The following is a 26,513-nucleotide window of genomic DNA, read 5'->3' as shown; positions in this document are numbered from 1 at the left end:
CGGAGACCGGAAACTTACACTTTCGGGCTGTAGTGCGACGGGTGCGAGCGACGCTGCGCCGGCGGCAGATTGCGGGCAGGCGTGTGCACCAGAGGAGCCGATTCCGGCCTGCGGCCCGCGACACGATCCCAGCCGGCTCGGGCGCGCGGATGGAGTCGGCGACGACGCGGCACCAGCCCGAACGCCAGGTTCACCGCCCTGCCGAACACCGCGAACCGTCGTGCGTCCCGCTCCGACCACGTGTATCCCAGTAGCTCCCGGACGGGCGGGTCGTAGAGCCCGACGGTGATCCAGACGAACAACGATGCCACCGGTCTGCGCAGCACGGCCCACACTCGTTCCGGCAGCCAGGAGGCATACGGCGGCGGGCCGAGCGCGGACAGATCCAGTACTCCACGTGCAGCCATGTTGTCTTCCAGCACGTGTGTGCACATGTGCTCCCAGTACTTCTGGAATTCGGCCCAGGTCTCGGGCACCGATCGCATGCTCATGCCGTAGAGCCGATACCACTGCACGTGCTCGTCGAACAATTGCACTTTCTGCGTTTCGGTCAGTCCGCCCATGAAACGGTCGGCGGTGAGCACCGTGCCCATGAAGAACGTCGCGTGTGCCCAATAGAAGGTGTCGGGATCGAGGGCGTGATACGTGCGCCCTTTCGAGTCGATTCCCTTGATGTCGTTGTGGTAGCCGCGAACCTGGCGAGCGGTTTCCTCGGCGCGGTCGCCGTCGAACACCACTCCCCCGATCGGATACAGGGATCGGTAGAGGCGCTGCCATCGCTCGTCGAAGAACGTCGAATGCTGTTCGACGCCCGCTCCGAGGCCCGGGTGCATGTTCTGCATCGACCCCGCCCACACGCCCTGCAACATCCCGCGCCAGTCACCGAAGTACTTCCAGGTGAGCGAGTCGGGACCGAGTGGGACGGGTCGATCGAACTGACTACGCATGTTGTCAAAGTAGCCTCGACAACATGCGTAGTCAACAGTTGGAAGAGCGCAGATCCAAGCGATACGACGCGTTGCTCGACGCCGGGATCGAACTCCTCGGCGCGCAGGAGGGACCCGCGGTCAACGTCCGCGCCGTGTGCCGCGCAGCCGGACTCACCGAGCGCTACTTCTACGAGAGCTTCACCGATCGCGACACGTTCGTTCGCGCGGTCTACGCCTGGGTAGGGGCCCGAGCGCAGGAGGCCCTGGAGGACGCCGTCGCCGGAGCATCACCGGAGGACGCCGTGGCCGCGCCCGTCCGGGCGTTCGTCGAAATCGTCGTCGACGAGCCTCGGATGGGACGAGTGCTGCTGATCGCTCCGTTGGCCGAACCTGCGCTGAGCCGACGCGGACTCGACCTACTGCCCGGGTTCGTCGAACTGGTTCGTGCCCGGCTACCCGAGTCCGTCGACCGGCAGCTCGTCGCCGTCGGAACCGTCGGCGCGTTGACGGCGCTGTTCATCGGTTTTCTGGACGGCACCCTCGACGCCACTCGCGACGCTCTCGTCGCGCACTGTATTCGCATCCTCGAGCAGGCCGCCGTGCAAGGATGACGGCACCTACAGCCGAAGGAGCTCGTTCATGTCCGATCTCGACCAGTCGTTCGCCGATGCGCAGGTTGACGTCAAGAAGCTCACGTCCAAGCCGAGCAACGACGATCTGCTGCGCCTGTACTCGCTCTTCAAGCAAGGTTCGATCGGAGACGTGACGGGTAAGCGTCCCGGACGGCTGGACATGGTGAATCGGGCGAAGTTCGATGCCTGGGCGAAGCTCGAAGGCACGAGCCAGGATTCGGCGAAACAGCAGTACGTGGATTTGGTGACCGCACTCCTCGCCGGCTGAGCCTACGGCTATGGTCGAGGGCGGGGGTAACGCAACGAAGGGACCCGCATGAGACGCACCGACAGCGACGTCGACGAGGCCGAGCTCGACATCGAGAAGCCGAAGACCCATGCGGCAGGTGCCACCGCCGTCGCGGTGTCGATGAAGCGCGCGCTGGGACACATGGGTCCCAAGCGCACCGCGCAGACGCTCCTCAAGCTGAACCAGGCCGAGGGCTTCGACTGCATGAGCTGCGCGTGGCCCGATCCCGATCCGGGTCATCGGCACGCCGCCGAGTTCTGCGAGAACGGTGCCAAGGCCGTCGCCGAGGAGGCGACGACCACGCGGGCCACTCCGGAGTTCTTCGCGCAGCACAGCATTGCCAAGCTCGATGCGCACACCGAACACTGGCTGGGTCAGCAGGGCCGCATCACGCATCCGATGATCAAGCTCCCCGGCGGTAGCCACTACGAGCCCATCGAATGGGACGATGCGTTCCGTCTGATCGGCGACGAGTTGAAGAGCCTGGCCAGCCCGGACGAGGCCATCTTCTACACCTCGGGTCGTGCGTCCAACGAGTCCGCGTTCATCTACCAGTTGTTCGCTCGGTCGTTCGGCACCAACAACATGCCCGACTGCTCCAACATGTGTCACGAGTCGACGTCCATTGCGCTGCAGGAATCCATCGGCATCGGCAAGGCCAGCGTCACGCTCGACGACGTACACAACGCCGAACTGATCATCCTGGCCGGCCAGAATCCCGGCACGAATCACCCGCGCATGCTCTCCGCCCTCGAGCTGGCGAAGCAGAACGGCGCAAAGATCTTGTCCATCAATCCCCTTCGCGAAGCGGGACTGCTGAACTTCAAGAACCCCCAGACACCGCGCGGCATGGTCGGTCCCGGTACCGATCTGTCGGATCTGCACCTGCCGATCAAGCTCAACGGCGACCTTGCTCTGTTCCAGGCCCTCGGGGCGCTGTTGGTGAAGTGGGACGCCCTCGATCACGAATTCCTCGGCGAGTACACCGTCGGATTCGACGAGTGGAAGGCACACGTTGCCGAGGTCGATTTCGATCTCGTCACCGAGGTCACCGGCCTGTCGATGCAGCAGATCACCGAGGCCGCCGAGATGCTGCGCGACTCCAAGGCCACCGTCTTCTGCTGGGCGATGGGTCTGACGCAGCATCGCAATGCCGTCGCCACCATCAAGGAAGTCACCAATCTCGCGTTCGCGCAAGGAAACATCGGTAAGGCCGGTGCCGGTTTGCTTCCGGTTCGTGGCCATTCGAACGTGCAGGGCGACCGAACGATGGGCATCTGGGAGCGCCCTCCGGTGGCCTTCCTCGACGCCATGGCGGCAGAGTTCGACTTCGAGCCGCCCCGTGAGCACGGCTTGGACACCGTCGACTCGATCCGCGCCATGCGCGACGGCAAGGCCCATTTCTTCCTCGGCCTCGGCGGCAACTTCGTACAGGCGACGCCCGACAGCGACGTCACGTTCGAGGCGCTGCGCAAGATGCGCATGACCGTGCAGATCTCCACGAAGATCAACCGTTCGCATCTCGTCTGCGGCGAGACCGCTCTCATTCTGCCGACCCTCGGACGCACCGAGAAGGACGTGCAAGCCAGTGGTGAGCAATGGATTTCGGTGGAGGACTCCACCTGCTCGGTGCACTCGTCACGAGGACCGCTGAAGCCCGCGAGCCCGTACCTGCGCTCGGAGGTCGCGATCGTCAGCGGAATCGCCGAGGCGACACTCGGCGACCGATACGGTCTCGACTGGAAGGGTTTCCGCGACGACTACCGCAACATTCGCACGCACATCTCGCGCGTCGTCGCCGGTTGCGAAGGGTACGAGGTCAATGTTCGACGCCCCGGCGGCTTCGTTCTACCGCATCCCCCTCGCGACAGCAGGACGTTCGAAACCAAGAGCGGGAAGGGCGAATTCGCCGTTTCGCCGATCGACGTGCTGCAGGTTCCGCCCGGCCATCTGATTCTGCAGACGTTGCGCAGCCACGATCAGTTCAACACGACGATCTACGGCCTCAGCGATCGCTACCGCGGAATCGAGAACGGCCGACGCGTGATCTTCGTGCACCGAGAAGACATCTCGACGCTCGGCTTCCGCGACGGCGACATGGTCGATCTGGTCACCAAGTGGGACGACGACGACGTGGAACGGTGCGCGCCGTCGTTCCGCATCGTCGAGTACGACACCCCGCGTGGGTCGGCTGCTGCGTACTACCCCGAGACCAATCCGCTGATTCCGTTGGATTCGACTGCGCTGCAGAGCAACTGCCCTACTTCGAAGTCGGTGATCATCTCGATGGTTCCGGCGGGAACAGGAGCGCAGGGCACGTCGAACGGTCATCAGGACAACGAGGGCTCGGACGAGGGGCACAAGTCGCACCCCCAGCCGCATCACCTGAGCTGAGCGGACTCAGCTGAACGATCGAACCAGGGTCGCTGCGTCGGTGAACTGATGTCGCATCAGTTCACCGGCGGCCCGGTGATCGGCTCGACGCATCGCCTCGATCAATTCCTCGTGGCCGCGTACCGCCCGTCGTCCCCAGTCGGTGTCGGACGCATGTAGATGCGTCGGGGTGTACTTGACGGCACCGAGCAGAAACCACGCCAATGTGGTGCCGCCTGCGATCTTGTTGATGGCGCGGTGAAACTCGAACTCGCACCGTTCGACGGCATCGGCGTCGGTGCGTGTCACGGCGTCGCGTAGGTCGTCGTTGAGGGTGGTCAACTGCTGGAGATGCTCCGCGGTGACCCCGCGGGATGCCCGCTCGGCCAATGCCGCGGCGATTGTGCCCTGCAACCAGAAGATGTCGTCGATGTCCCGCCGTGTCAGTTCGACGACGCGATAGCCCCGATGCGGGACCGATTCGAGCAACCCTTCGCCGCGCAACGACACCAGCGCCTCGCGTACCGGGGTGGCACTGACTCCCAACTCGGCTGCGGTCTCGTCGATGCGGACGAACGTCCCCGGCTTCAGCGCACCGGCGACGATCCTTCGGCGGATGCTCACGGCGACGTCCTCGGACAACTGCGGACGTCGCGGAATCGGCTGTTTCGATGATGCCGTGCGCGTGAGATCGAGGCTCATTCCACATCTCCTGCACAGCGGGGCGGCGGGGGTTGTTGCAACGGTGACGGACGCATAGTGTGTCCTGGACAACATTGAATCACATCAAATATATGTGATGCGATCTGCTGGAGGATAGAGCCCGTGACGGACCAGATCGAACGAACGAACGAGAGCACCTTCGAAAGCCTCGATCCCAGAACGGGTCTCGCACTCGCCACGTACCCGATCGCCGACGCCGCCGAGGTCGAGATCGCCGTGGCCCGCGCTCGCTCGGCCGCCCGGTGGTGGGACGCGCAGGGATTCGAGGGCCGTAAGCGGTGGCTCCTGGAATTCAAGACCGCGATCGCCCGCGACGCCGCGAGCCTTGCCGCCGTCATCGCCGCCGAAACCGGCAAGCCGGACGAGGACTCCCTGCTGGAAGTCATGTTGGGCGTCGAGCACATCGATTGGGCGGCGCGCCACGCCGGCAAGACCCTGAAACAGCGCAGGGTCGGATCGGGTCTGCTCGCCATCAACCAGAAGGCCTACGTCAGCTACCGCCCGTTCGGCGTCGTCGGCGTCATCGGGCCGTGGAACTACCCGCTCTACACCCCGATGGGGTCGATCGCGTACGCCCTCGCCGCAGGCAACACCGTCGTCTTCAAGCCCAGCGAACTCACTCCGGGTGTTGGGGTCTGGTTGGCCGAGAAGTGGCAGTCGCTCGCCGCTCCCCACCCGGTGTTCCAGACGATCACCGGCGACGGTTCCACCGGCACTGCCCTGGTCGAGGCCGGCGTCGACAAGATCGCGTTCACCGGCTCGACCGCGACGGCCAAGAAAGTCATGGCCACGTGCGCGAAATCGTTGACGCCGCTGATCGCCGAGTGCGGCGGTAAGGACGCGATGCTCGTCGACGCCGACGCCGATATCTCTGCGGCCGTGGAGTTCGCGACGTTCGGCGCGATGGGCAATGCCGGGCAGACCTGCGCCGGAGTCGAACGAATCTACGTCGCCGCCCCGGTGTACGACCGGTTCGTCGCCGAATTCACCAGGGCGGTCAAGGAATTGAAGCCCGGTGGATCGAAGACCTCGTCCTACGGCCCGATGACGCTGGGCAAGCAGAGCGACATCGTCCGCGGCCAGATCGAGGATGCGTTGGCCAAGGGCGGTACCGCATTGGTGGGAGGTCTCGACTCACTGCACGGGCCGTACATCGACCCCGTCGTCCTCACCGACGTTCCCGAGGATTCGACCGCGATCACCGAGGAGACGTTCGGGCCCACCGTCGTCGTCAACAAGGTCCGCGACCTGGACGAGGCCATCGCCCGTGCCAACGCGTCCTCCTACGGTCTGGGTGCATCGGTGTTCACCAAGGACACCGCGGTCGGGCGACGCGCCGCCGAGAAGCTCGATTGTGGTGTCGTGACGGTCAATTCGGTGCTGGGCTTCGCCGGCGTCCCGGCCCTACCGTTCGGCGGAACGGGCGACTCGGGCTTCGGGCGCATCCACGGCGACGACGGTCTTCGTGAATTCAGCACCGTCAAATCACTGACCGTGCAGGGCTTCGCGGCACCGATCGATCTGCTGACGATGAAGCGCAAAGCCCGGAACATGAAGCTCTCGGTGCTGGCGCTCAAACTTCGCCACGGACGAGGCTGACCATGGACATCGCGCCGGGTCGGGGTCGATACGGGTGGTTGCGCCGCGTCGAGGAACTCGACCCGGTCCGCGACTGTCACACCATTCACCGGATCACCGCGGGGTACGAGTTCCCCTGGGATTATCAGCGGGCCCTCGAATTCGCCTTGTTCCGAACGTATTGCGTGCCGACGATCTCCGCTCTGCTGGCCCGGACCGGCGAGTTCGAGAAGCGACCGCAGAAGCGGTACGACGACACCTCGCTGCTGATGTCGGAAATGGTCGAACACGGATACGACTCCGAACGAGGTCGCGAATCGTTGCGGACGGTCAATCGAATGCACGCGCAGTACGACATCTGCAACGACGACATGCTGTACGTGCTCACGACGTTCATCTACGAGCCCATCGAATGGATCGACACCTACGGGTGGCGTCGCCTGCATCCCCACGAGCGGCTCGCGACCTTCCACTTCTACAGCGAAGTGGGTAAACGCATGGGCATCAAAGACATTCCGGAGTCGTACACCGAGTTCGCACAGTTCAAGCTCGATTACGAAGAACGCACGTTCCGCTTCAGCGAGGACAACCGCCGCATCGGCACCTACACCCTCGATCTCTACTGCTCGTGGTTTCCCGCCGCGCTCACCCCGGCCGTCCGGCAGGGCGTGTTCGCGTTGCTCGACGATCGGATGGCGAACGCATTCGGCTTCCCCGCCGGCTCACCCACGCTGGAACGGGCCGCGGTGCGGGCGCTGCGGACCAAGGCCCGCGTGGAGCGCTTCCTGCCCACGAGAAAACACTCACGCACTACGGCCGACGCAGGCAACAAGACCTACCCCGGCTATCCCGTCGGGTACAGCCCGAAAGATCTGGGCACCCAGGCCGCATCACCGATTCGCGGTTGTCCGGTAGCGACGACGTAACTGCCAACTCGACGGGTCAGAGTCCGTCCACCCACCGACCGAACGCATCGCGAAACTCCCCCGAGAGCGGCAGCGGCGCCAGGGCGGTGTTCGGATCGGCGGGCAGCGGGCCGAGCTCGCCCAGCATGTGCGAGCTGTTGGCGAAGTGCGCGAAGTGGAGATCGGTGTGGCCCAGGGCCACTCGCACGTTCTCGACCTGGCCGCAGGACACGTTCAGGTCCTTGTCCGAGCAGGTCAGGAACGAGGAGTACGAGTCCGGTAGCGCGGCAGCCAGATCCGCCGGGTCCGTGGCATCCGCTTCCCGCAGGAAGGTGGCGCTCTGCCGCAGTCCCAGACCGTCGACGATCGGGTCGGGTTCGGCAGACAGCGGTCGTCCCGCGCGAATATCGGCGACGGCCTGCGCGAAGCGATCCCGCGACGACGCGGCCTGCTCCTCGGTGAACTGGCCGACCGCCACGGCCTCGCCGATGTTGCGATCGACCTGCGCGGTCAGCAGATCCAGGTAACGGATCGACAACGGCTCGAGCAGGCCGACATGGGTGAACGCCGCGCTGTCGGCATCAGCAAGGCGCAGTGCCGTCAGTGCACCCTCGCTGTGCCCGATCACCGTCGTGCGATCCGCCCCGACACCGGTGCGCTGCTGCAGGAAAGCCAGTGCGTCCGCGGCATTGTCGACCTGCGCATCGAAGCCGGGCGGGTTGTTCGGATCCACCCCGGCCAGGCCGGTGCGGCCGCTCCCGAGCTTGTCGAAACGCAGGCTCGCAATACCGCGTCGGGACAACTCGTCGGCGACGTATGCGGTCGTGTTCAGCTGCAGATCACCCGAGTTCCCGTTGCGATCGGTCGGCCCGCTGCCCGGCAGCACCAATGCCACGCCGCGGGTCTCGCCGACCGGCATGCGAAGGCTGCCGTAGAAGGTGATGCCACCGGACTCGAAGCTGACCTCCGAATCGAGCGCGTCGTCGGGTGACCACGGAACGTTGATCGGAGCAGCGGCCGCGGTACCCGCGCCGACGAGCAGGAGCATCGACGCGGCCAGTCCGGCCAGCAGTCCTCGGGTTCGCATCATGCCGCCAGAATAACAATCCGACCGACCGTTCGGATATGGGTACGCTGCCCGTAACCCGCGGCACGGCACTCGACGTCGCCCCTCGAAAAACGCACGCGACCGCTCCCGACCGAGCCGGCTCGAGGCGTCGAACACCCAGCACACACCGGCTCCGGAAGGCCGAAGTGCTGGTCGGGGCACACCCCGAATCGGATAGGACGTAGCCTGGCGAGGGAGGTTCGGTGGTTCGACCGTGAATGACACCCGTGTTGTTCGGTTAGATTGGAAGAGCCACCAGGCACGATGCAAGAGGGTCGAGACCTGTCAACGAGCGACGGGTCACCACAATCGAGGAGAACAGGCCATGGCTTTACCAGTATTGACACCGGAACAGCGCACCGCGGCGCTGGCCAAGGCGGCCGAGGCACGCACTGCGCGGTCGAAGCTGCTCGCATCCGTCAAGTCCGGCGAACTGAGCGTCGCTGACGTCCTCGCCAAGGCGGAGAACGACGAGATCGTCAAGAAGACCAAGGTGTCCGCGCTGATCAAGGCCCTGCCGGGCGTTGGATCCGTGCGCGCCGCACAGCTGCTCGAGCAGCTGTCCATCGCAGATACGCGCCGCATCGGCGGCCTCGGCGCAAACCAGCGCGAGGCGCTGCTCGCTGCCGTCGCATCCTGATTCACATTTTCATGGGTCGTTCCTGCAGGCTCCACTCCTGATCCTGCGATAACGCGTTGCCTGCAGGGCTAGCATTTCGACCATGAACGTCGAAGTGACCCTGCTGCCCGGAATCGGGGTGCGGAAAGATTTTGCCCTCGCTTCCGGGCGCCGCATCGGCGTCATCACCCGCAAGGACGGCGCGAACGAGTTGATCGTTTCGCGCAAGGACGACCCCGATGCGACGCAGGCGTCCATCACCCTGAGCAATGAGGAAGCGGCGGCCCTGGGCAATCTGCTCGGGTCGCCGCAACTCATTGCTCAGCTCGGGGAAGAGCATCGCGACCTCCCCGGAATCAACACTCGTCAACTCCCCATTCGCGCGAATTCACGGTTCGTCAGCCGCACACTCGGCGACACCGCCATGCGCACCAAGACCGGAGTATCCGTCGTCGCTGTCATGCGCGCCGGCCAGGTACAACCGTCTCCCACCCCCGACTTCACGCTCGCCGCAGGTGACCTGCTGGTCGCCGTCGGCACCGCGGACGGACTGGACGCAGCAGCCAAGTTGCTCGGCAATGCCTGAGATCAGTCGGGGCTGACCCGTGGCCGAGAGCGCGCTCGCCCTCACCGAGTTGGGTGCCGTGTTCTTCGTTCTCGGACTTCTCGCTCGCCTCGCCGGCCGGATCGGCGTCTCCCCCATCCCGTTCTACCTGCTCGGCGGACTGGCCTTCGGCAACGGCGGCTTCGTCAACCTCGGCGGCATCGACGAGTTCAGCGAGATCGCCAGCGAAATCGGCGTCATCCTGCTGTTGCTGCTGCTCGGCCTCGAATACACCGCAACAGAGCTCGTCACCGGCCTGCGTCGATCGTGGATGGCCGGTCTGGTCGACATCGTCCTCAACTTCGCGCCCGGTGCCGTCGTCGCGCTGCTGCTCGGCTGGGGCGGAGTCGGGGCGCTCGTGATGGGCGGCGTCACCTACATCTCGTCGTCGGGAATCATCGCCAAAGTTCTCACCGACCTGGGCCGACTGGGAAACCGTGAAACCCCCGTCGTACTGTCGATCCTGGTGTTCGAAGACCTTGCGATGGCCATCTACCTCCCGATCCTCACCGCCGTCCTGAGCGGAGTCAGCTTCCTCGGCGGACTCGAAGCCCTCGGCATCTCACTGTTCGTCATCACCTTCGTGTTGGTCGTCGCGCTGAAATACGGCAGATTCGTCTCGGCGATCGTCGACAGTCCCGACCGCGAAATCGTCCTGCTCAAAGTCCTCGGATCCGCCCTGCTGGTGGCCGGCATCGCGTCGGAACTGCAAGTCTCGGCGGCCGTCGGCGCGTTCCTGTTGGGAATCGCGATCTCGGGCTCGACGGCCGACAACGCGACCCGCGTCCTCGAACCCCTACGCGACCTGTTCGCTGCGATGTTCTTCGTCGTGTTCGGTCTGGGCACCGACCCGTCGACCATCCCGCCCGTGTTGGGCTGGGCCGTCGTCCTCGCCGTCACCACCGCCGCGACCAAGATCGCGACGGGCTGGTGGGCGGCAGGTAGGCAGGGAATCGGCAGGCCGGGACGACTACGCGCCGGTGCGGCTCTGGTGGCGCGCGGAGAGTTCTCCATCGTCATTGCCGGACTGGCCGTCGCCGCAGGAGCTGTCGAAGGCGAACTGGCAGCCCTGGCGACCGCATACGTGCTGCTGATGGCCATCCTGGGGCCGATCGCTGCTCGCGTCGTCGAACCCGTCGCGAAGGTTGTGCTCCGGACCAAGCCCGCGGTGTGATTGGCTTTTCGACATGGCAGACAAGCGGACGGCTCTGAGGCGACGGCCGCAGTTGTCCGAGGAAGTCGCCAGCCACGTCCGGCACCTGGTGATGTCCGGAGAGGTGAGTCCGGGAGACTTCATCCGGCTCGACGAGACCGCAGCTCAGCTGGGCGTCAGCGTCACACCTGTGCGTGAGGCGCTACTGACCTTGCGCGGTGAGGGCATCGTCGAGCTCGTCCCCCACCGCGGCTATGTGGTGTCTGCGCTGACGCCGAGCGACATCGTCGACATCTTCTGGCTGCAGGGGCAGATCGCGGTCGAACTCGTGCGCCGGGCGGCACCGAAGATCACCGAGGTCGAACTCGACAGGCTCGCCGAGCTGACCGCTGCCCTGTCGGTCGCCGTCGAGAACGGCCGGGCCGAGGACGTCGAGAACATCGAGTTCGAGTTCCATCGCGTGCTGAACCGTCTGGCCGAGTCGTCCAAGTTGGCGTGGTTTCTCAACAACGCCACCCGCTACACCCCGACCCGTCTCTACGCCACCGACCGCGACTGGGGCCGAGCAGCCGTGCGCAATCACGAGGATCTGATCGCGGCCCTGATTCGAAACGACATCGACGCCGCCTGCGAATTGATGAAGCAACAATTCACAGACGGCGCCGAGAGGTTGATCGCGCATCGCGGGTGAGAGCGCTACGCGCATGTGAGTGGAAACTCGTAGCCTGCTACGCGTTTCCACTCACATGGGGTCAGCGCAGCGAGGCCGGAACCTGGAAGCGCTCGCCGTACTTCTTGGCCAATTCGTCCGCGCGAGCGACGAATCCGGCCTGACCACCCGGGTAGCCGACGACGTACTGGTGCACGCCACCCGTCCATGCCGGGAAGCCGATGCCGAAGATCGAGCCGATGTTGGCGTCGGCGGTGGTGTTCAGGACACCCTCGTCGAAGCACTTCTGCGTCTCGATGGCCTCGATGAACAGCATGCGCTCCTTGAGGTCCTCGAACGGGATGTCCGCCGAACCCGACTTGAACGCATCACGCAGTCCGGGCCACAGCCCGGTGCGCTTGCCGTCCTCGTACTCGTAGAAGCCCGCACCCTTGGCCTTCGACGGACGCTCGAACTCGTCGACCATCTTGTCGATGACCTCGCCGGCCGGATCCTCGGGGGGAGTTCCGCCGGCAGCCTTGATGGCGTCGTAGGTCTCCTTGCGGATCTTCTGCATCAGGTTGAGCGTGAGCTCGTCCGAAAGCTGCAGTGGCGCAGCCGGGTAACCGGCCTGCAGACCTGCCTGCTCGATGGTCGACGGCTCGACGCCCTCGCCCAACATCGCGATGGCCTCGTTGATGAAGGTGCCGATCACGCGAGAGGTGAAGAAGCCGCGACTGTCGTTGACGACGATCGGGGTCTTCTTGATGAGCTGCACCAGGTCGAATGCCTTGGCCAAAGCGGCATCCGATGTCTTCTCGCCGCGAATGATCTCCACCAGCGGCATCTTGTCCACCGGTGAGAAGAAGTGGATTCCGATGAAGTCTTCCTGACGCTTGATGCCCTGAGCGAGGCTCGTGATGGGCAGCGTCGAGGTGTTGGAACCGAGCAACGCCGTCGGATCGACGAGGTCCTCGATCTCCTGGAAGACCTTCTGCTTCAACTCTTCCGACTCGAAGACGGCCTCGATGACGAGGTCGGCACCTTCGACGTCCTTGGCATCGGCGGTCGGGTGGATACGTGCGAGCAGAGCGTCCGACTTCTCCTGGGTGGTCTTGCCACGCGAGAGTGCCTTGGCCTCGATGGCCTCGGAGTACGCCTTGCCCTTCTGCGCCGACTCGATCGCAACGTCCTTGAGCACCACGTCGATTCCGGCCTTGGCACACACGTACGCGATGCCCGCGCCCATCATGCCTGCGCCGAGAACCGCGACCTTGGTGAAGGTGGTCTTCTCGATGCCGTCGGGACGAGACTTGCCGGCGTTGATCGCCTGCAGGTCGAAGAAGAATGCCTGAATCATGTTCTTGGACACCAGACCGGTGACCAACTCGGTGAAGTACCGCGACTCGATGGTGCACGCATTGTCGAAGTCGACCTGCGCACCCTCCACTGCCGCAGCGAGAATCGCGCGCGGAGCCGGCATCGGTGCGCCCTTGATCTGCTTGCGCAGGTTGGACGGGAAAGCAGGCAGGATCTGCGCGAGCTTCGGGTTCGACGGCGTACCGCCGGGGATCTTGTAACCCTTGACGTCCCACGGTGCGACGCCACCCTCGGGGTTGGCCTTGATCCATGCCTTGGCGGTGGGCACCAATTCGTCGATGCTGCCGACCAATTCGTGAACCAGACCGATTTCGAGAGCCTTGGCCGGACGGAACCGAGTGCCCTGCGCGAGGACCGTCATGAAGCCGGTCTGGATGCCGAGCAGCCGGGTGATGCGGGCAACGCCGCCGCCGCCGGGCAGGAGACCGAGCGAGACCTCGGGCAGACCGATCTGCACGCCGGGAACATCGGCCGCGATGCGGTGATGCGTCGCGAGCGCGATCTCGAGTCCGCCGCCGAGTGCCGCGCCGTTGATGGCGGACACGACCGGCTTACCGAGCTTCTCGAGCCGACGCAGCTGTCCCTTGACTTCCTGGACCTCGTCGAACACCCGCTGGGCGTCCTCGGGCTTGGCTTCGATGAGGGTGTGCAGATCGCCGCCGGCGAAGAACGTCTTCTTGGCGGAGGTCAGCACGACTCCGGTGATGCTGTCCTTCTCGGCCTCGAGGCGGTCGACCGTCGCGCCCATCGAGTCCTTGTACAGCTGGTTCATCGTGTTGGCGCCCTGGTTGGGGTCGTCCATCGTCAGAACGACGATGCCGTCGGCGTCCTGGTCCCACTGAATCATGTTGTCAGACATCGTTCTACCTCAGACTCGCTCGATGATGGTGGCAACGCCCATGCCGCCGCCGATGCACAGGGTGATCAAGGCGTACCGGCCGCCGCGGCGCTCGAGCTCGTCGAGCACGGTGCCGGTGATCATGGCTCCGGTGGCACCGAGCGGGTGGCCCATGGCGATGGCGCCGCCGTTGACGTTCAGCTTCTCGTTCGGGATCTTCAGATCCTTCTGGAAACGCAGCACGACGGAAGCGAACGCCTCGTTGAGCTCGAACAGATCGATGTCGTCGACGGTCAGTCCCGCGGTGGCGAGAACCTTCTTCGACGCCGGGGTCGGTCCGGTGAGCATGATGGTCGTGTCGGCACCACTGGTGGCCGTCGCGACGATGCGGGCGCGCGGGACCATGTTCAGGTCCTTGCCCGCCTGCTCGCTGCCGACGAGGACGAGGGCTGCGCCGTCGACGATGCCGGAGCTGTTTCCGCCGGTGTGGACGTGATCGATCTTCTCGATCCAGTGGTACTTCTGCAGCGCCACGTCGTCGAACCCGCCCATGGCCGCAATACCGGTGAATGCCGGGTTCAGCTTGCCGAGCGACTCGACGGTGCTGCCCGGACGCATGTGCTCGTCCTGATCGAGGATCAGCAGACCGTTCTGGTCGGTGACCGGAACGACGGACTTGGCGAAGTAACCACCGGACCACGCCGCTGCGGCGCGCTCCTGGGACTGGACTGCATACGCGTCGACGTCCTCGCGGGTGAATCCTTCGATGGTGGCGATCAGGTCGGCACCGATGCCCTGCGGGGCGAAGTAGGTGTCGTAGTTGGTGGCCGGGTCCATGGCCCAGGCGCCGCCGTCACTGCCCATCGGCACGCGAGACATCGACTCGACGCCGCCGGCAACGACCAGTTCGTCCCAGCCCGAGCGCACCTTCTGCGCGGCCAGGTTGACGGCCTCGAGGCCCGACGCGCAGAAGCGGTTGAGCTGGAAGCCGCCGACGGTGTCGGGCATCTTGGCTGCGAGCACGGCCGTGCGGGCGATGTCGGCACCCTGATCTCCGACGGGCGAGACCACGCCCAGGATGAGGTCGGAGATTCGGTTCTCGTCCATGTCGGGGAAACGTCGACGAAGCTCGTCGATCAGCCCAGTCACCAAGGAAATCGGCTTCACCGAATGCAGGGAGCCGTTCTTTCCTTTACCTCGGGGAGTCCTGATGGCCTCGTAAATGAATGCCTCTGTAGTCACAGCGCGCAGTTCCTTCCACATACTCGATCTTGTCGCGATCGCCGTGCCGGCCGATCGCGTCGGTGCGAGGCCATGACAGACCTCAGCTCATGCCACAGTAAGTTGGCATACCGATCCGACATAAGGACCGAAACGAGCGTTTCGCATGACCCACGATGCGGTTCAGGTTTGAACGACCCCGTCATGGGAAATTACGATGCGTCAGATCGACCGAAGGCGAAAGAAGACCGACCATGGAAACCGACAACGAACCGACCGTGGGCGCTCGCGTCAAGGTACGCACTCGCAACGACGACAAGTCCGGAGCCGACAGCTCTGGATCCGACGCCTACGAGACAGGCGCGATCGTCGACGACTTCGGAGTCCAAGCGACCGACAGCACCTCGCGGGACTGGGCCGTCGCCAAGCGTTGGGCCGTCGCTCTCGACAGCGGCCGATTGGTATTCGTCGACACCGACGATCTCACGCTCGCTTGAGCCTCAGATCTCCTTGAGCGGTACCGCTCCGAGTTCGCTCACCAGCAGCTCCATGGCGACCGTTTCCGGGTCCCGACGAACCGACGGGTCCGCGGGTTCGGCCGCGGCCTTGAGCAGTTCTTCCTCGTCCTCCGGCGTCTCCGGAGGCGGCGGACCTACCGGCTCGGGATCATCGGGATAGTCCGGGGCCTCGGGCATCGGAATATCTGCGTCCGATCCATCGCCCGCTGAACCGAAACCGTCCGACGTCGGACGGGGAGCCCCTGCCTGGCTCGGCCTCGAGAACTTCGGCAGCGACGCGGGTTTCGCTGCCGGTTCATCTTTTTTTGCTGATGACGGTTCCGGTGGTGCCGCAGCACCCACCAGACAGACCACCGACCATTCGACGCCGAACACGTCACGCAACGCGTCCCGAATGACGTCGGCGTTGCGGGGTTCTTCGAGACGCTTCGCCAGCGGTGCCGAATCGTGGCCCAGAGTGATGGTGCCGTTCTCGACGGTGCGTACCGACGCACCGGACAACATCACCTCGACGGTCCTGCTTCGCTCTCGTACCTTGGTTCGCACCTCGGACCACACCGCGCGGACGGCTGCCGCATCCGGCTCGTTGGAGGCAGCCGCGGGTGCCGCGACATGCTCGGGCTCGGATTCGTACACCGGCTCGGGTTCCGGGCCGTACTCGTCCTCGGGCTCCGGCGGAAAATCCTCGTGAGAGAGCGATGGTTCCGAATGCTGTTGCACTGCAGAGGAAGTCGCGACCGGTGCGGGCTCGGGTGCCGGTGCCGGTGCCGGTGCCGGTTCGGGGGTCGGAGCTGGCTCGGGTGTCGGAGCTGGTTCGGGTGTAGGAGCCGGTTCGGGTGTCGGGACCGGTTCGGGTGCGGGAGCCGGCTCGGGGGCTGCAGGCTCGGGTGTGGGAGCGGGCTCGGGCGTGGGAGCGGGCTCGGGCGTGGGAGCGGGCTCGGGGCTTGCAGGCTCGGGCACCTGCGACGGTTCCGGGATCGCCTTGGGTTCGGGTGCCGCGACAGGCGCAGGCGCTGGTGTCGGAGCGGGGGTTGGCGCCGGAGCGGGGGCGGACTCGGCGGCCGGCTGTCGCTGGGACGGTCGCTGGAATTTGTTCACCGGGGGCGGGCCGGAGGGTGCAGGCTCTTCGGTCGCGGGCAGCTGTGGTCGTGTCGGGTCTGCGGCTGCCTGTGCCACTGCGGCCTGTTCGCCGGCAGGAAGGGTGACGTCCAGGCGACGTTCGACGCGTTCGAGCCTCTGCAACACAGCCGATTCCGCATCGGAGGCCGAGGGCAGCAGCATCCGTGCGCACATCACTTCGAGCAGCAGGCGCGGCGCGGTGGCCCCTCGCATTTCGCCGAGGCCCGAGTGCACGATCTCGGCGTAGCGAGTCAGCGTCGCCGAGCCGAGCAGGTCCGCCTCGTCGCGGAGTCGTTCGAGGACGTCGCCCGGCACGTCGACCAGGCCACGTTCACCGGCGTCCGGTACGGCCTTCATGAGGATCAGGTCTCGCATGCGATCGAGGAGGTCGATCGCGAAGCGACGTGGGTCGTGGCCCGCGTCCATCACCTTGTCGACGGTGCCGAACAGTGCGCCGCCGTCTCCCGCGGCCAGTGCGTCGACGGCCTCGTCGATCAGCGCGACGTCGGTGACGCCGAGCAGCGACAGAGCTCGCGGGTAGGTGACGCCTTCCGGTCCGGCTCCGGCCAGCAACTGGTCCATGACCGACAGCGAGTCACGCGGAGAACCGCCACCCGCGCGGATGACGAGTGGATAGACCGCGTCCTCGACCGGTACCTGTTCCTGACCACAGATCTTCTCGAGCAGGCCGCGCATCGTCGACGGCGCGAGCAGTCGGAACGGGTAGTGGTGGGTTCGCGAGCGGATGGTGGGGAGCACCTTCTCCGGCTCGGTGGTCGCGAAGATGAAGACCAGGTGCTCCGGCGGTTCCTCGACGACCTTGAGCAGCGCGTTGAAGCCGGCCGGGGTGACCATGTGTGCCTCGTCGATGATGAAGATGACGTAGCGCGACTCGGCCGGGGCGTACACGGCTTTGTCTCGAAGATCGCGGGCATCGTCGACGCCACCGTGGCTGGCTGCGTCCATCTCGACGACGTCGAAGTTGCCGGGCCCGCCCGGTGCCAGTGCGACGCAGGAGTTGCACACACCGCAGGGGGTGGAGGTCGGTCCTTCGGCGCAGTTCAGCGATCGGGCGAGGATGCGTGCCGAGGACGTCTTTCCGCAGCCACGAGGGCCTGAGAAGAGATAGGCGTGGTTGATTCTGTTGGAATCGAGCGCCACGCTGATCGGTTCGGTGACGTGCTCCTGACCGACGACTTCGGCGAACGTCGCGGGACGGTACTTCCGGTAGAGGGCCACGCCCGAAAGGGTACCGGCGACCGACGACACAGTTGCATCGCGCGTCGGTGTGCGCGGTGGAACCATTGGCTCAGTTGCATCGCGCGTCGGTGTGCGCGGTGGAACCCACGGCTCGGTTGCATCGTGCATCAGTGCGGACCGGCGGACACCGCTCTGATGTTCATGATCGCGAAGCTTTCCCGGGTGCCGGTGGACGTCGACAGCGCGAGTAGCCAATTGCCGTCCTGCAGCGCGTCCGAGATCGCGTGCCGCACGATTGCGCCTTTGGAGTTCTGATAGTCGATCGAGACGGGTGCGCCGCGCGCTGCGGCGTCGGTCAGCGCATCGAGCTCCCGTGGCAGCAGTCTGCTGTGCCTGCCGAGTGCGGAGCGCACCCGTGCGTCGTCGACGGTGCCGGGGTCGCCTGTCTGCAGCAGCCGTGCCAGCTCGCGTGATTCGCGTCGACGTGGTGCTGCAGGTGCGCTCGGGTGCGGGGTTCGGGTGGTGTTGGCGCGGACCTTGGTCGCGCTGTCCAGCTCGAGCCGGCCGGTGTCGGAATGTCGCACCGGGGAGTATCCGTGCCTGCGCAGCACCGCGAGAGTGTCGATGGGTGTGGCAGAACTGATCAGGACTGTCGGCGCGAGCCGCTGAAACTTCAGCACCGCCAATGCCTCGTCCGTCTCGATGTTCGTCAGCAATACGACGTCCTCGGAGACGATGGCGCACGGGATCTTGCGCACGGCCAGTGCGCCGTAGGTGCGCCAACAGTCTCGGATCGTGTAGGCCAGGGCTTGGGGAACGTCGGTGGCGGCCATCTCGGCGAGGGCGTCGATCAACTCCTCCCCGGTGCCGCCGGTGTCGAAGAAGCTGCGGATCGTCGCCGGCGTGAACCGCCAGACCGATGCCACTTCCCGCGACTCGGGTTGCGCGGCCGCACCGAGTATCGACGCCACCTCGGTGCTCGGCGGCCCGGTGACCACTGCGGTCGAATCGGGCAGCAGGCGCACCGAGAACGGCACCCATTCGGCCACATCTTGTAGCTGCGTTGCCAGCGCGGAGGCGATCTGGCGCGGGTCGCCGTCTCGGCCCACTCGGAAGTCCGTCAGGGTGGCGCACAGATCGGTCGGTGCGCCGTCGACCAGAACTCCGAGGCGGGTGGCCTCGGCCCAGAGTGCGCGCACGTGGCCGGGCCCGGCGCTCGTCGAGACCACCGGGATATGCCACTCGAGGTAGCGGGCGAATTCGTCGGGATCGGACAACACCGGCGTCGGGCTGTCGGATCCGTCGAGGCGCAGAAGCGCCGCCAAGGCCGTCGAGCGCACGTCTGCGGCCGCGGGATCGTCGAGCATCTTCTTGAGTACCGGCGCGGTCTTCTGGGAGGATCGCGGCACCCGGTGGGTCGGTGTGAAGGACGAGCACCACCACGCGGCCAACAATGCTGCCGCCTGTTCGGATCGCGAGCTCGTCGACCATGTTTCGTACGTCGAGGTCAATGCGATACCGGTCTTTCCCCGGTCAGCGAGCAAACCGGCTTCGCGCGCCAGCATCAGCATCAGCGCGGTGTAATGCTCGTCGGCGAATCCCAGACGAGCAGTCAGCGCACGGAGTTCTTTGGCGCCGAGGCCACCGGTCTTCATCATTGCCAGGCCATCGGTGTCGATTGCCGTCAACAACGCCTGCGTGTGCTCACAGAACTGCAGCAAGGCGATGGAGCGCGCTCGCCGCGAGTCATTTTGCGACAGAACACGAGTGGCGAATTCCGGCGGCCTGAGCTCGATGGGCAATCGCCACCCGTCTCCTCGCAGCGCGATGCTCACTTCCAACGGCATCTCGACGCGATGCCCGTCCAATCGATACAGCAATCCGCGCTCGAAGGCTGCGGTACCCGCGGTCGGCGGCACGTCGAAGATCAACGACGCCGGTTGTCCATCGACGAAGCGAGACAACATCTCTCGCATTTCGGGCGGGCCGTCGTCGTACAAAGCTCGGATACGTTCGGGGGTCATCGCGGCCGCGACGGCGTCGGCGCGTTCGGCTCGATCGTGCGAGGAGTCGACTCCGAGGCGGGTCAGCAAAGCAAGTCGGTCCTGCTCGACGGCGCAGTGCAAGAACAACTTTCGCTGCCTACGGGCAAGCCCGAATGGGTGCGAGAACACGCCGGACAGATCGACGGGGCGGTACTCGACCGCGTCCGAGCCCCCTGCCGTGTGCGGCCAGATCAGGCCGTAGGCCATCAGCGTGTTCAGGGCCGTATCGATATGCGCCGTCTCGTTCGAGATTCCCTCGCCCGTCCAGTGGCCGATCTCGGCGCGGCTGAGATCTTCCATGAGCGCGAACAACTCGAGCAGGTCGAGCGCACCTCTGTCGAGTTTCCGCGGTAAGGCCGCCACCCGCCAGGGCGAGCCGAGGAGTTGCGCGAGCAACCCGAACGAGCGGGGTGGCGGGTCGGTTGCCACGTCCGGTCGACGTCGCAACAGATCCGTCAGTGCGTCCTCGTCGAGCGAGGCCAGCCACCCCTCGTACGTCCCGATCTTCTCGGTCATCTCGTCCCCCCGGTGCAAGTTCTGCCACAACGTACCGACGGGCACCGACAGACTTATTTGTTCTTGGCTGCCGCTTTCGCTGCCTTCTTGAATTCGCGTACCTCGAGCAGGGACTTCTCGTCGACGACATCGGCGATGGATCGACGCGCACCCTCGTCGCCGTACGCTCCGGCGGCCTTTCGCCACCCGTCGGGCGTCACGCCCATCTGCTTGCCGAGCAGCGCGAGGAAGATGCGCGCCTTCTGATCGCCGTAGCCGGGAAGTGCTTTGAGACGCTTCAGAACCTCGGCACCGTCGGGGTCGTCGCGGGTCCAGATTTCCTGCGGCTTGCCGTCGTAGTTCTCGACCAGAAATGCGGCGAGTCCCTGGATGCGCTTGGCCATCGAGCCGGGAAAACGATGCACGGCCGGGGTCTGCGCGCACAATGCGGCGAAGTCGTCCGGATCGGCGTCGGCGACGGTATCGACCTTCAGATCACCGAGGCGGTCGACGAGCTTCTTCGGCCCGGCGAAGGCGGATTCCATCGGCACCTGCTGATCTAGAAGCATGCCGATCAACAGCGCGAACGGATCCTCGGCGAGCAATGCATCGGCCTCCGGATCGCCGACGAGGTTCAGAGTGCGAGACATGGGCTCGATCCTGCCATGTCCGGCAGTAGCGACCCGATCAGGTGATGGACACCAATTGGGTGATGTCGTCGAAGGGCAGCGGCCCATCCACGACGGCTCCGACGACGGCGCTGTTGAGGATGATCGATCCGCCGTGATTGTCGAGGAATGCGGTATCGGCTGCGTCGCGTCCGGTTGCGATACGCACCAGGGTCGATCGCGGCGCGAGGCAGGTAGCGTCGACCACTCTCCATTGCCCTTCGACGAAGGCTTCGGCGACTGCGTGGAAGTCCATCGGATCGCAGCCCGGCGCGTACACGGCCACGAGTCGAGCGGGCACGTTCACTGCGCGGAGCAGTGCGACGACGAGGTGGGTGTAGTCGCGGCATACTCCGGCACCGGCGAGGAGGGTGTCGACGGCACCGTCGATGGGGTCGCTGCTTCCGGGAACGTAGCTCAGCCGAGCTCCCACCCAGGACGACACCTCGGCGAGAAGCTTCTCCGACGGCGGGTACGAGCCGAATTCCGTTGCTGCGAAACCGAAGAACTTGTCTGCCTCGGCGTAGCGGCTCGGCCGCAGATACAGCGACAGGTCGTAATCGGACACCGGTGCCGGGTCGGTGTTGCCGTAGATCGTCGCCGAGTACGACGCTTCGAGCTTGCCGACGCCGGCGTGCAGCTTGTGGATGCGGGTGCCGTGCGCGCCACTGATTTCCTGCGCTTCGACGGGCTGGCCGTCGAGTGTGAACGAGAGTGCTTCCCACACTTCGGTTCCTGGATGCGGCGCGATCGCGATCTGAAACTCGAGGGTGCTGGCCTCGGTCACATCGACATCGAGGTACGCGGAGACGTCACGTTTCATCGTGCCGATCCTGCCATCTCCGAGCGGTTCTCGCAGACTAAGACTCGTCGGTGGGGCGCGCTCCGGTCACCAGGAAGATGACCCGTTTCGCGACCTCGACGGTGTGGTCGGAATACCGCTCGTAGAAGCGGCCGAGCAACGTGATGTCGACGGCGGCCGGTACACCGTGCGGCCAGTCGGACGCGGAGGTCAACATGAACAGGCTGCGGTGCAGTGCGTCCATCTCCTCGTCCTGCGTTCGCAGACTCGCGGCGAGTTCGGCGTCCCGCGTCTCGAGCACTCGTTGGGTCGCCTCCGCTTGAGCGATGGCTACCCGACCCATCTCGGTGAACACGCCCTCGACCTCGGGCGGCAGCACATGTGCGGGGTGACGGCGGCGGGCAAGCTCGGCGATGTGCACCGCGAGGCCACCCATGCGCTGGAGGTCGGCCACGATGTTGATCCCGGATACGACACGGCGCAGATCGTGAGCAACCGGCGACTGTCGAGCGAGGAAAGCGAAGGCCTCGTGTTCCCATTCGACGGCGAGAGTGTCGATCTCTTCGCGGTACTCGATCGTCTGCTCGGCGAGCACGATGTCGGCGGTGAGCAGCGCGCGCGTGGCGTCAGCCATCGCTCGTTCCGCGATTCTCGACATTTCGGACAGCTCCGACGCCAACGTGTCGAGCGCCTCCGTGTAACTGTCCCGCATGTTCACTCACCCCAACCGCTCGACAGCCCAACCTCAGGGCATTGCAGGGCAGTACCCTGCTGCGCATCCTTCTACACCCTCACACCGCTGTGGGCTCGTTGGAGAACTCGACGGTGTGACGTCGGTCATGCCTGCTGAACACGAATCGATGGCCGACATGGGAGGGAACGCCGAACGGCCCGCGCTCGGTGAGCGCGGGCCGTTCGATCATCGGTTGCCGATCAGCAATTCGATGGGGCGGGCACTCCGTAGAAGCGATCCTTGATCCAGCTCTGAGCTTCGCCGAGACCGAGGATGTCCGGGATCAGATGCCCGGCACCGGAACCCGGCACGATAGCCGGGACCTGCGCGGAACTGAGCTGCACTGTTGCACCCTTGCCGCACCAGTCGCCGGCCAGTTCGACGGCCTGACCGTGGGGCACAATGTCGTCGGAGGTTCCGGACTGGATCAGTACCGGGGCGTTCGGCGTACGCTCACCGATCTTGTTCTTGGCCAGGATTTCCTGCGCGACGGGCAACCTGTCCAGCACCACCGACAGCGGCTCGCCGGTCTTGGTGTACTCGTTGGTGCGGTGCAGCCCGACGTTCAGAATCGTCTCTCCGACACACTGATTCGCGACCAGGTTGAGCATGGCCTTGCCTGCGTCGTTGATGTTCTCGTCGACGATCGGCTGCAGACCGGGGTCTGAATTGAGCAGGCCGTTGAGGGTGTAGCCGATCACGCCGGTGAGGATGGTGCCGTCGACCTGTTCGAGGGTCTTCTTCAGATCCGCGGGAGGCGCTCCTGCGTAGGTGCCGACCAGATCGAGTTCCGGGGCGTATTCATCGGCGATCTCGGCCGCCGCTGCGGCAGCTCCGCCGCCCTGCGAGTAGCCGTAGGCCGCGACCGGGCCGTCGCCGGAGATCTTGGTGCCCTGCAGCTGCCGAGCTGCGCGGGCCGCGTCGAGCACGGCATGAGCCTCGGACGCGCGGTTCACATAGGTGTGCGCGCCCGGCGTGCCGAGACCCTCGTAATCGGTGATGACGACGCCATAGCCCTGGGAGAGAAGCGAATACGCGGCCAGTACCTCGTACTCGACCATGAATCCGAGCGGCGGGGTGTAGGTGATGACGTTGTTGAGCATCTTCGACGGCGCGCACTGATCGCCCTGCCCCTGCGTTCCCGGTGCCAACACCACGAGCGGGCGCGGCCCCGGACCGGTCCACGGCGCGGCCGGGTCGATGTAGGTACCCGTGACGGCATTGGCGTCGTCGTTGGAATCGGTGCTGCGGTACATGATTCGGGTTGCCTCACCCGGCAGGGTGCCGCCGATGCCCGGCACCGACAGCGCGAGATGCGAAGGCTCGGAACGAATCACGTCGCCCGGCGCGCCGGCGGGCAGCGGGCTCGGCGGAATGTAGAAGTCTGATTCGACGGTCGAACCCGTCGACGGTGCTGCCGACACGGCCGGCGCAGTCACCCCCATGAACACTGCCATCACTGCCACGGCCGAACCGAAGACACGCGTCGAACGCAAATCGAACCCCCAACGTCTGAACACCTGCTGCCAGGTGTGCGCTACCCCGCGTAGCACTTACCGTGACGCACCCTACGTGACGGCGCACACAACGTACAGACCGAAGTTGGACGAATCACCAGTCAGCGGCGGCGACCGTGCATGGCCGCCTTCGCCGTATCCACTTCGTCGTCGGTGAAGGGACGTCCGGGGAGCTCCGATCGGGGTACCGAATCACCGCGCAGGCCGTCGAGCAGCACCGTGAAGTACCGTCGCCAGTTCGCGGGATCGACATGACTGGAGAATTCGACGGTCGAGCCGATCATCCCCAGCACCGGATAGAAGTCGGTGACGGCCACATCGGGACGCAGCTGACCGGATTCGAGGGCGCGATCGACGATTTTCGCGAAGAACGGGTCGATCCGTCGGCGCATCTCCGCGATGCCGCGGCACCCCTCGTCCGACCCGAGGACCACATCACCGAGGCCGCGGTCGGAGGCCATTTCCTCGCATACGTCCGAGAGAAAGCCCACCAACCCACTCCAGGGATCTTCCGCTTCGAGGGCGCGTTCGGCACTGGCGAGCATTCCCTCGAGGCGCTGCTCGAAGACGCCGTCGATGAGCTCTTCCTTGCACGAGAAGCGGCGATAGACGGTGCCGACGCCCACCTTGGCGTGTGCGGCGACGTCGTCGAGCGTGATGTCGATACCGCGGGAAGCGAACAGCTCGCGAGCCGCGTCCACGATGCGGCGTCGGTTGCGTTCGGCATCCGCCCGTAGGGGCTTCGATGCCGCTGTGTCCGCTCTCACACTCATTCGATGTCCGTTTCACCCGATAAGCGGAGGACATTCCTCCACTTAGCTGCTACCTTTGCCCTACAACCGGAGGATACACCTCCGCATAGTCGAACCGAGGACACCATGACCACCCTTTCATCGGAGAACGTGGACGGCGCAACGTCGACCACGACGCCGGCGGACGAGCGTGCGCACCGGAATCGCTGGTTGATTCTCGCCACTCTCGGACTGGCCCAGCTCATGGTCGTGCTCGACGCGACCATCGTGAACATCGCACTCCCTGCCGCCCAGCTCGATCTGGGCTTCGACAACGCCGACCGCTCCTGGGTCGTCACCGCCTACGCACTCGCGTTCGGCAGCCTGTTGCTCCTGGGTGGACGCTTGAGCGACCTCTTCGGTCGACGTAACACCTTCCTCATCGGCCTCGTCGGCTTCGCGCTGATGTCGGCAGTGGGCGGCGCGGCCGTCAACTTCGGCATGCTCGTCGCAGCCCGCGCCGGTCAGGGCGTCTTCGGTGCACTGCTGGCACCCGCGGCCCTGTCACTGTTGGCCACCACCTTCACCGACACCAAGGAACGCGCCAAGGCCTTTGGCATCTTCGGCGCCATCGCCGGCGGCGGCGGTGCACTGGGTCTACTGCTCGGCGGCATGCTCACCGAATGGGCCAACTGGCGCTGGAGCCTGTACGTCAACCTGATCTTCGCTGCGCTCGCCTTCGTCGGAGCCTTCCTGTTCTTGGCCAAGCACAAGGTCGACGTCCGACCCAAGCTCGACATCCCCGGAACGATCGCCGTCTCCGCTGCGCTGTTCTCGATCGTCTACGGCTTCGCCCACGCCGAGTCCGACGGCTGGAGCAACCCCGTCACCCTCGGCTTCCTTGCGGCAGGTGTCGTTCTTCTCGCCGTCTTCGTGACCATCCAGAATCGCGTCGAGCACCCTCTGCTGCCGCTGCGCATCGTTCTGGATCGCACCCGGGCCGGATCATTCCTCGCGGTGTTCGTCACCGGCGCAGGCATGTTCGCGGTGTTCCTGTTCCTGACCTACTACCTGCAGAGCACGCTGAAATACACCCCGATCACCACCGGGTTCGCGTTCATGCCGATGATCGCGTCGCTGATCCTCACCGCGACACTGTCGACGGCACTGATCCTCCCCCGGTTCGGACCGCGGATCCTGATGACGACCGGCCTGGTGGTCGCGTCGATAGGAATGGGACTGCTCACCCAGATCGATCTGGACAGCAGCTACGTCACCCACATCCTGCCCGGCTTGATCATCATGGGTCTCGGACTCGGTGCCACCATGGCACCGGCCATGCAGGGCGCCATCTCCGGCGTCGCTCCGGACGACTCCGGCGTCGCGTCGGCAACGGTGAACACCATGCAGCAGGTGGGCGGCTCGATCGGCACCGCACTCCTGAGCACCGTGGCAGCCAACGCCGCCACCAGCTACGTCAGCTCCAACATGGCGACGGCAACCGATGCGGCTCTGCTGCAGGCCAACGCCGAAATCGCCAGCTACACGACCACCTTCTGGTGGGCGTCGGGCATCTTCCTACTGGGCGCGGTGCTCTCGGCCACGCTCCTGAAGAAGGGGCCGTTGCCCTCCGCTCCCGAGGGTACGGTCGTCGTCGGGCACTGAGAGCGGCTTCGCCGCATGT

At 65.4% G+C, this 26,513-nt stretch carries 23 protein-coding genes; 11 read left to right on the top strand and 12 right to left on the bottom strand.

Annotation, left to right across the window (positions count from 1 at the left end; genetic code table 11):
* Window positions 1-14: 14 nt before the first annotated feature.
* Window positions 15-947 (bottom strand): oxygenase MpaB family protein, encoded by a 933-nt coding sequence (locus CH285_RS12180; RefSeq protein WP_045841448.1) that lies wholly within the window; start codon window positions 945-947, stop codon window positions 15-17.
* 23 nt (window positions 948-970) lie between these two features.
* Between CH285_RS12180 and CH285_RS12175 the strand changes: the two genes are divergently transcribed.
* Genes CH285_RS12175 through CH285_RS12165 form a run of 3 tightly spaced genes read left to right on the top strand, consistent with a single transcriptional unit; the run spans window position 971 to window position 4,244 of the window.
* A complete protein-coding gene (locus CH285_RS12175; protein ID WP_045841449.1) occupies window positions 971-1,540 on the top strand; it encodes a TetR/AcrR family transcriptional regulator in 570 nt (189 codons plus the stop codon).
* A gap of 28 nt (window positions 1,541-1,568) precedes the next feature.
* The gene (locus CH285_RS12170; protein WP_032364582.1) at window positions 1,569-1,829 is read left to right on the top strand and encodes an acyl-CoA-binding protein; all 261 of its coding nucleotides are present in this window, start codon (window positions 1,569-1,571) and stop codon (window positions 1,827-1,829) included.
* A gap of 48 nt (window positions 1,830-1,877) precedes the next feature.
* Window positions 1,878-4,244, top strand: coding sequence for an FdhF/YdeP family oxidoreductase (locus CH285_RS12165; protein ID WP_094644227.1), 2,367 nt, complete (start codon window positions 1,878-1,880; stop codon window positions 4,242-4,244).
* A 6-nt stretch (window positions 4,245-4,250) separates the two neighbouring features.
* Here CH285_RS12165 and CH285_RS12160 read toward each other — a convergent pair whose 3' ends face one another.
* Window positions 4,251-4,925 (bottom strand): GntR family transcriptional regulator, encoded by a 675-nt coding sequence (locus CH285_RS12160; RefSeq protein ID WP_045841450.1) that lies wholly within the window; start codon window positions 4,923-4,925, stop codon window positions 4,251-4,253.
* Window positions 4,926-5,027: 102 nt separating this feature from the next.
* On the opposite strand from CH285_RS12160, the gene CH285_RS12155 reads away from it, so the two are divergent.
* Together CH285_RS12155 and CH285_RS12150 are read left to right on the top strand one after the other, a co-directional pair.
* Window positions 5,028-6,545 (top strand): aldehyde dehydrogenase family protein, encoded by a 1,518-nt coding sequence (locus tag CH285_RS12155; protein ID WP_371828129.1) that lies wholly within the window; start codon window positions 5,028-5,030, stop codon window positions 6,543-6,545.
* 2 nt (window positions 6,546-6,547) lie between these two features.
* Window positions 6,548-7,450, top strand: a complete 903-nt coding sequence (locus CH285_RS12150) for an oxygenase MpaB family protein (RefSeq protein WP_032374635.1) — start codon at window positions 6,548-6,550, stop codon at window positions 7,448-7,450.
* Between the two features lie 16 nt (window positions 7,451-7,466).
* Here CH285_RS12150 and CH285_RS12145 read toward each other — a convergent pair whose 3' ends face one another.
* Window positions 7,467-8,519: an alpha/beta hydrolase gene (locus tag CH285_RS12145; RefSeq protein ID WP_052073582.1), complete on the bottom strand. Its 1,053-nt coding sequence runs from the start codon at window positions 8,517-8,519 to the stop codon at window positions 7,467-7,469.
* A 343-nt stretch (window positions 8,520-8,862) separates the two neighbouring features.
* Between CH285_RS12145 and mihF the strand changes: the two genes are divergently transcribed.
* The 4 genes from mihF (at window position 8,863) to CH285_RS12125 (ending at window position 11,604) form a co-directional block, all read left to right on the top strand.
* Window positions 8,863-9,177 (top strand): integration host factor, actinobacterial type, encoded by a 315-nt coding sequence (gene mihF, locus CH285_RS12140; RefSeq protein ID WP_008712632.1) that lies wholly within the window; start codon window positions 8,863-8,865, stop codon window positions 9,175-9,177.
* A gap of 82 nt (window positions 9,178-9,259) precedes the next feature.
* Window positions 9,260-9,742 carry a cation:proton antiporter regulatory subunit gene (locus CH285_RS12135; protein WP_027494547.1) on the top strand — a complete coding sequence of 161 codons (483 nt, stop codon included), beginning with the start codon at window positions 9,260-9,262 and terminating at the stop codon, window positions 9,740-9,742.
* Between the two features lie 19 nt (window positions 9,743-9,761).
* Complete coding sequence (locus tag CH285_RS12130) at window positions 9,762-10,934, top strand: cation:proton antiporter (RefSeq protein WP_027494548.1); 1,173 nt, start codon at window positions 9,762-9,764, stop codon at window positions 10,932-10,934.
* Window positions 10,935-10,947: 13 nt separating this feature from the next.
* A complete protein-coding gene (locus tag CH285_RS12125; RefSeq protein WP_176458574.1) occupies window positions 10,948-11,604 on the top strand; it encodes a GntR family transcriptional regulator in 657 nt (218 codons plus the stop codon).
* 61 nt (window positions 11,605-11,665) lie between these two features.
* On the opposite strand, the gene CH285_RS12120 is transcribed toward CH285_RS12125, so the two are convergent.
* Together CH285_RS12120 and CH285_RS12115 are read right to left on the bottom strand one after the other, a co-directional pair.
* A complete protein-coding gene (locus tag CH285_RS12120; protein ID WP_094644226.1) occupies window positions 11,666-13,801 on the bottom strand; it encodes a 3-hydroxyacyl-CoA dehydrogenase NAD-binding domain-containing protein in 2,136 nt (711 codons plus the stop codon).
* A gap of 9 nt (window positions 13,802-13,810) precedes the next feature.
* Window positions 13,811-15,022, bottom strand: a complete 1,212-nt coding sequence (locus tag CH285_RS12115; protein WP_027494551.1) for an acetyl-CoA C-acetyltransferase — start codon at window positions 15,020-15,022, stop codon at window positions 13,811-13,813.
* A 233-nt stretch (window positions 15,023-15,255) separates the two neighbouring features.
* Here CH285_RS12115 and CH285_RS12110 point away from each other — a divergent pair, with 233 nt between their 5' ends.
* Window positions 15,256-15,498: a hypothetical protein gene (locus CH285_RS12110; RefSeq protein WP_027494552.1), complete on the top strand. Its 243-nt coding sequence runs from the start codon at window positions 15,256-15,258 to the stop codon at window positions 15,496-15,498.
* A gap of 3 nt (window positions 15,499-15,501) precedes the next feature.
* Here CH285_RS12110 and CH285_RS12105 read toward each other — a convergent pair whose 3' ends face one another.
* The 7 genes from CH285_RS12105 to CH285_RS12075 form a co-directional block, all read right to left on the bottom strand.
* The gene (locus CH285_RS12105) at window positions 15,502-17,877 is read right to left on the bottom strand and encodes a DNA polymerase III subunit gamma and tau (RefSeq protein ID WP_094644241.1); all 2,376 of its coding nucleotides are present in this window, start codon (window positions 17,875-17,877) and stop codon (window positions 15,502-15,504) included.
* Window positions 17,878-18,005: 128 nt separating this feature from the next.
* On the bottom strand, window positions 18,006-20,399 hold the full coding sequence (locus CH285_RS12100) for a helicase-associated domain-containing protein (protein ID WP_032374638.1): 2,394 nt from the start codon (window positions 20,397-20,399) through the stop codon (window positions 18,006-18,008).
* A gap of 53 nt (window positions 20,400-20,452) precedes the next feature.
* The gene (locus CH285_RS12095) at window positions 20,453-21,028 is read right to left on the bottom strand and encodes an HhH-GPD-type base excision DNA repair protein (RefSeq protein WP_027494555.1); all 576 of its coding nucleotides are present in this window, start codon (window positions 21,026-21,028) and stop codon (window positions 20,453-20,455) included.
* A 37-nt stretch (window positions 21,029-21,065) separates the two neighbouring features.
* A complete protein-coding gene (locus CH285_RS12090; protein ID WP_027494558.1) occupies window positions 21,066-21,869 on the bottom strand; it encodes a transglutaminase-like domain-containing protein in 804 nt (267 codons plus the stop codon).
* 37 nt (window positions 21,870-21,906) lie between these two features.
* Window positions 21,907-22,560: a phosphate signaling complex protein PhoU gene (gene phoU / locus CH285_RS12085; protein ID WP_032374645.1), complete on the bottom strand. Its 654-nt coding sequence runs from the start codon at window positions 22,558-22,560 to the stop codon at window positions 21,907-21,909.
* A 221-nt stretch (window positions 22,561-22,781) separates the two neighbouring features.
* Complete coding sequence (locus CH285_RS12080) at window positions 22,782-24,038, bottom strand: lipase family protein (RefSeq protein WP_255032452.1); 1,257 nt, start codon at window positions 24,036-24,038, stop codon at window positions 22,782-22,784.
* A 161-nt stretch (window positions 24,039-24,199) separates the two neighbouring features.
* The gene (locus tag CH285_RS12075; protein ID WP_032369276.1) at window positions 24,200-24,871 is read right to left on the bottom strand and encodes a TetR/AcrR family transcriptional regulator; all 672 of its coding nucleotides are present in this window, start codon (window positions 24,869-24,871) and stop codon (window positions 24,200-24,202) included.
* A 105-nt stretch (window positions 24,872-24,976) separates the two neighbouring features.
* Here CH285_RS12075 and CH285_RS12070 point away from each other — a divergent pair, with 105 nt between their 5' ends.
* Window positions 24,977-26,494 carry an MFS transporter gene (locus tag CH285_RS12070; protein ID WP_094644224.1) on the top strand — a complete coding sequence of 506 codons (1,518 nt, stop codon included), beginning with the start codon at window positions 24,977-24,979 and terminating at the stop codon, window positions 26,492-26,494.
* Window positions 26,495-26,513 lie beyond the last annotated feature (19 nt).

Source organism: Rhodococcus sp. 05-2256-B1 (assembly GCF_002258465.1).
GTDB lineage: Bacteria > Actinomycetota > Actinomycetes > Mycobacteriales > Mycobacteriaceae > Rhodococcoides > Rhodococcoides fascians.
The sequence above is the reverse complement of the archived record's forward strand: the minus strand, read 5'-3'. Positions and strand labels throughout refer to the sequence as shown.

Excerpts from the sequence above, each read along its gene's own strand:
- CH285_RS12180 (WP_045841448.1), bottom strand. The coding sequence starts at position 947 with ATGCGTAGTCAGTTCGATCGACCCGTCCCACTCGGTCCCGACTCGCTC.
- CH285_RS12175 (WP_045841449.1), top strand. The coding sequence starts at position 971 with ATGCGTAGTCAACAGTTGGAAGAGCGCAGATCCAAGCGATACGACGCG.
- CH285_RS12170 (WP_032364582.1), top strand. The coding sequence starts at position 1,569 with ATGTCCGATCTCGACCAGTCGTTCGCCGATGCGCAGGTTGACGTCAAG.
- CH285_RS12165 (WP_094644227.1), top strand. The coding sequence starts at position 1,878 with ATGAGACGCACCGACAGCGACGTCGACGAGGCCGAGCTCGACATCGAG.
- CH285_RS12160 (WP_045841450.1), bottom strand. The coding sequence starts at position 4,925 with ATGAGCCTCGATCTCACGCGCACGGCATCATCGAAACAGCCGATTCCG.
- CH285_RS12150 (WP_032374635.1), top strand. The coding sequence starts at position 6,548 with ATGGACATCGCGCCGGGTCGGGGTCGATACGGGTGGTTGCGCCGCGTC.
- CH285_RS12145 (WP_052073582.1), bottom strand. The coding sequence starts at position 8,519 with ATGATGCGAACCCGAGGACTGCTGGCCGGACTGGCCGCGTCGATGCTC.
- mihF (WP_008712632.1), top strand. The coding sequence starts at position 8,863 with ATGGCTTTACCAGTATTGACACCGGAACAGCGCACCGCGGCGCTGGCC.
- CH285_RS12135 (WP_027494547.1), top strand. The coding sequence starts at position 9,260 with ATGAACGTCGAAGTGACCCTGCTGCCCGGAATCGGGGTGCGGAAAGAT.
- CH285_RS12125 (WP_176458574.1), top strand. The coding sequence starts at position 10,948 with ATGGCAGACAAGCGGACGGCTCTGAGGCGACGGCCGCAGTTGTCCGAG.
- CH285_RS12120 (WP_094644226.1), bottom strand. The coding sequence starts at position 13,801 with ATGTCTGACAACATGATTCAGTGGGACCAGGACGCCGACGGCATCGTC.
- CH285_RS12110 (WP_027494552.1), top strand. The coding sequence starts at position 15,256 with ATGGAAACCGACAACGAACCGACCGTGGGCGCTCGCGTCAAGGTACGC.
- CH285_RS12100 (WP_032374638.1), bottom strand. The coding sequence starts at position 20,399 with ATGACCGAGAAGATCGGGACGTACGAGGGGTGGCTGGCCTCGCTCGAC.
- CH285_RS12095 (WP_027494555.1), bottom strand. The coding sequence starts at position 21,028 with ATGTCTCGCACTCTGAACCTCGTCGGCGATCCGGAGGCCGATGCATTG.
- CH285_RS12090 (WP_027494558.1), bottom strand. The coding sequence starts at position 21,869 with ATGAAACGTGACGTCTCCGCGTACCTCGATGTCGATGTGACCGAGGCC.
- phoU (WP_032374645.1), bottom strand. The coding sequence starts at position 22,560 with ATGCGGGACAGTTACACGGAGGCGCTCGACACGTTGGCGTCGGAGCTG.
- CH285_RS12080 (WP_255032452.1), bottom strand. The coding sequence starts at position 24,038 with ATGGCAGTGTTCATGGGGGTGACTGCGCCGGCCGTGTCGGCAGCACCG.
- CH285_RS12075 (WP_032369276.1), bottom strand. The coding sequence starts at position 24,871 with ATGAGTGTGAGAGCGGACACAGCGGCATCGAAGCCCCTACGGGCGGAT.
- CH285_RS12070 (WP_094644224.1), top strand. The coding sequence starts at position 24,977 with ATGACCACCCTTTCATCGGAGAACGTGGACGGCGCAACGTCGACCACG.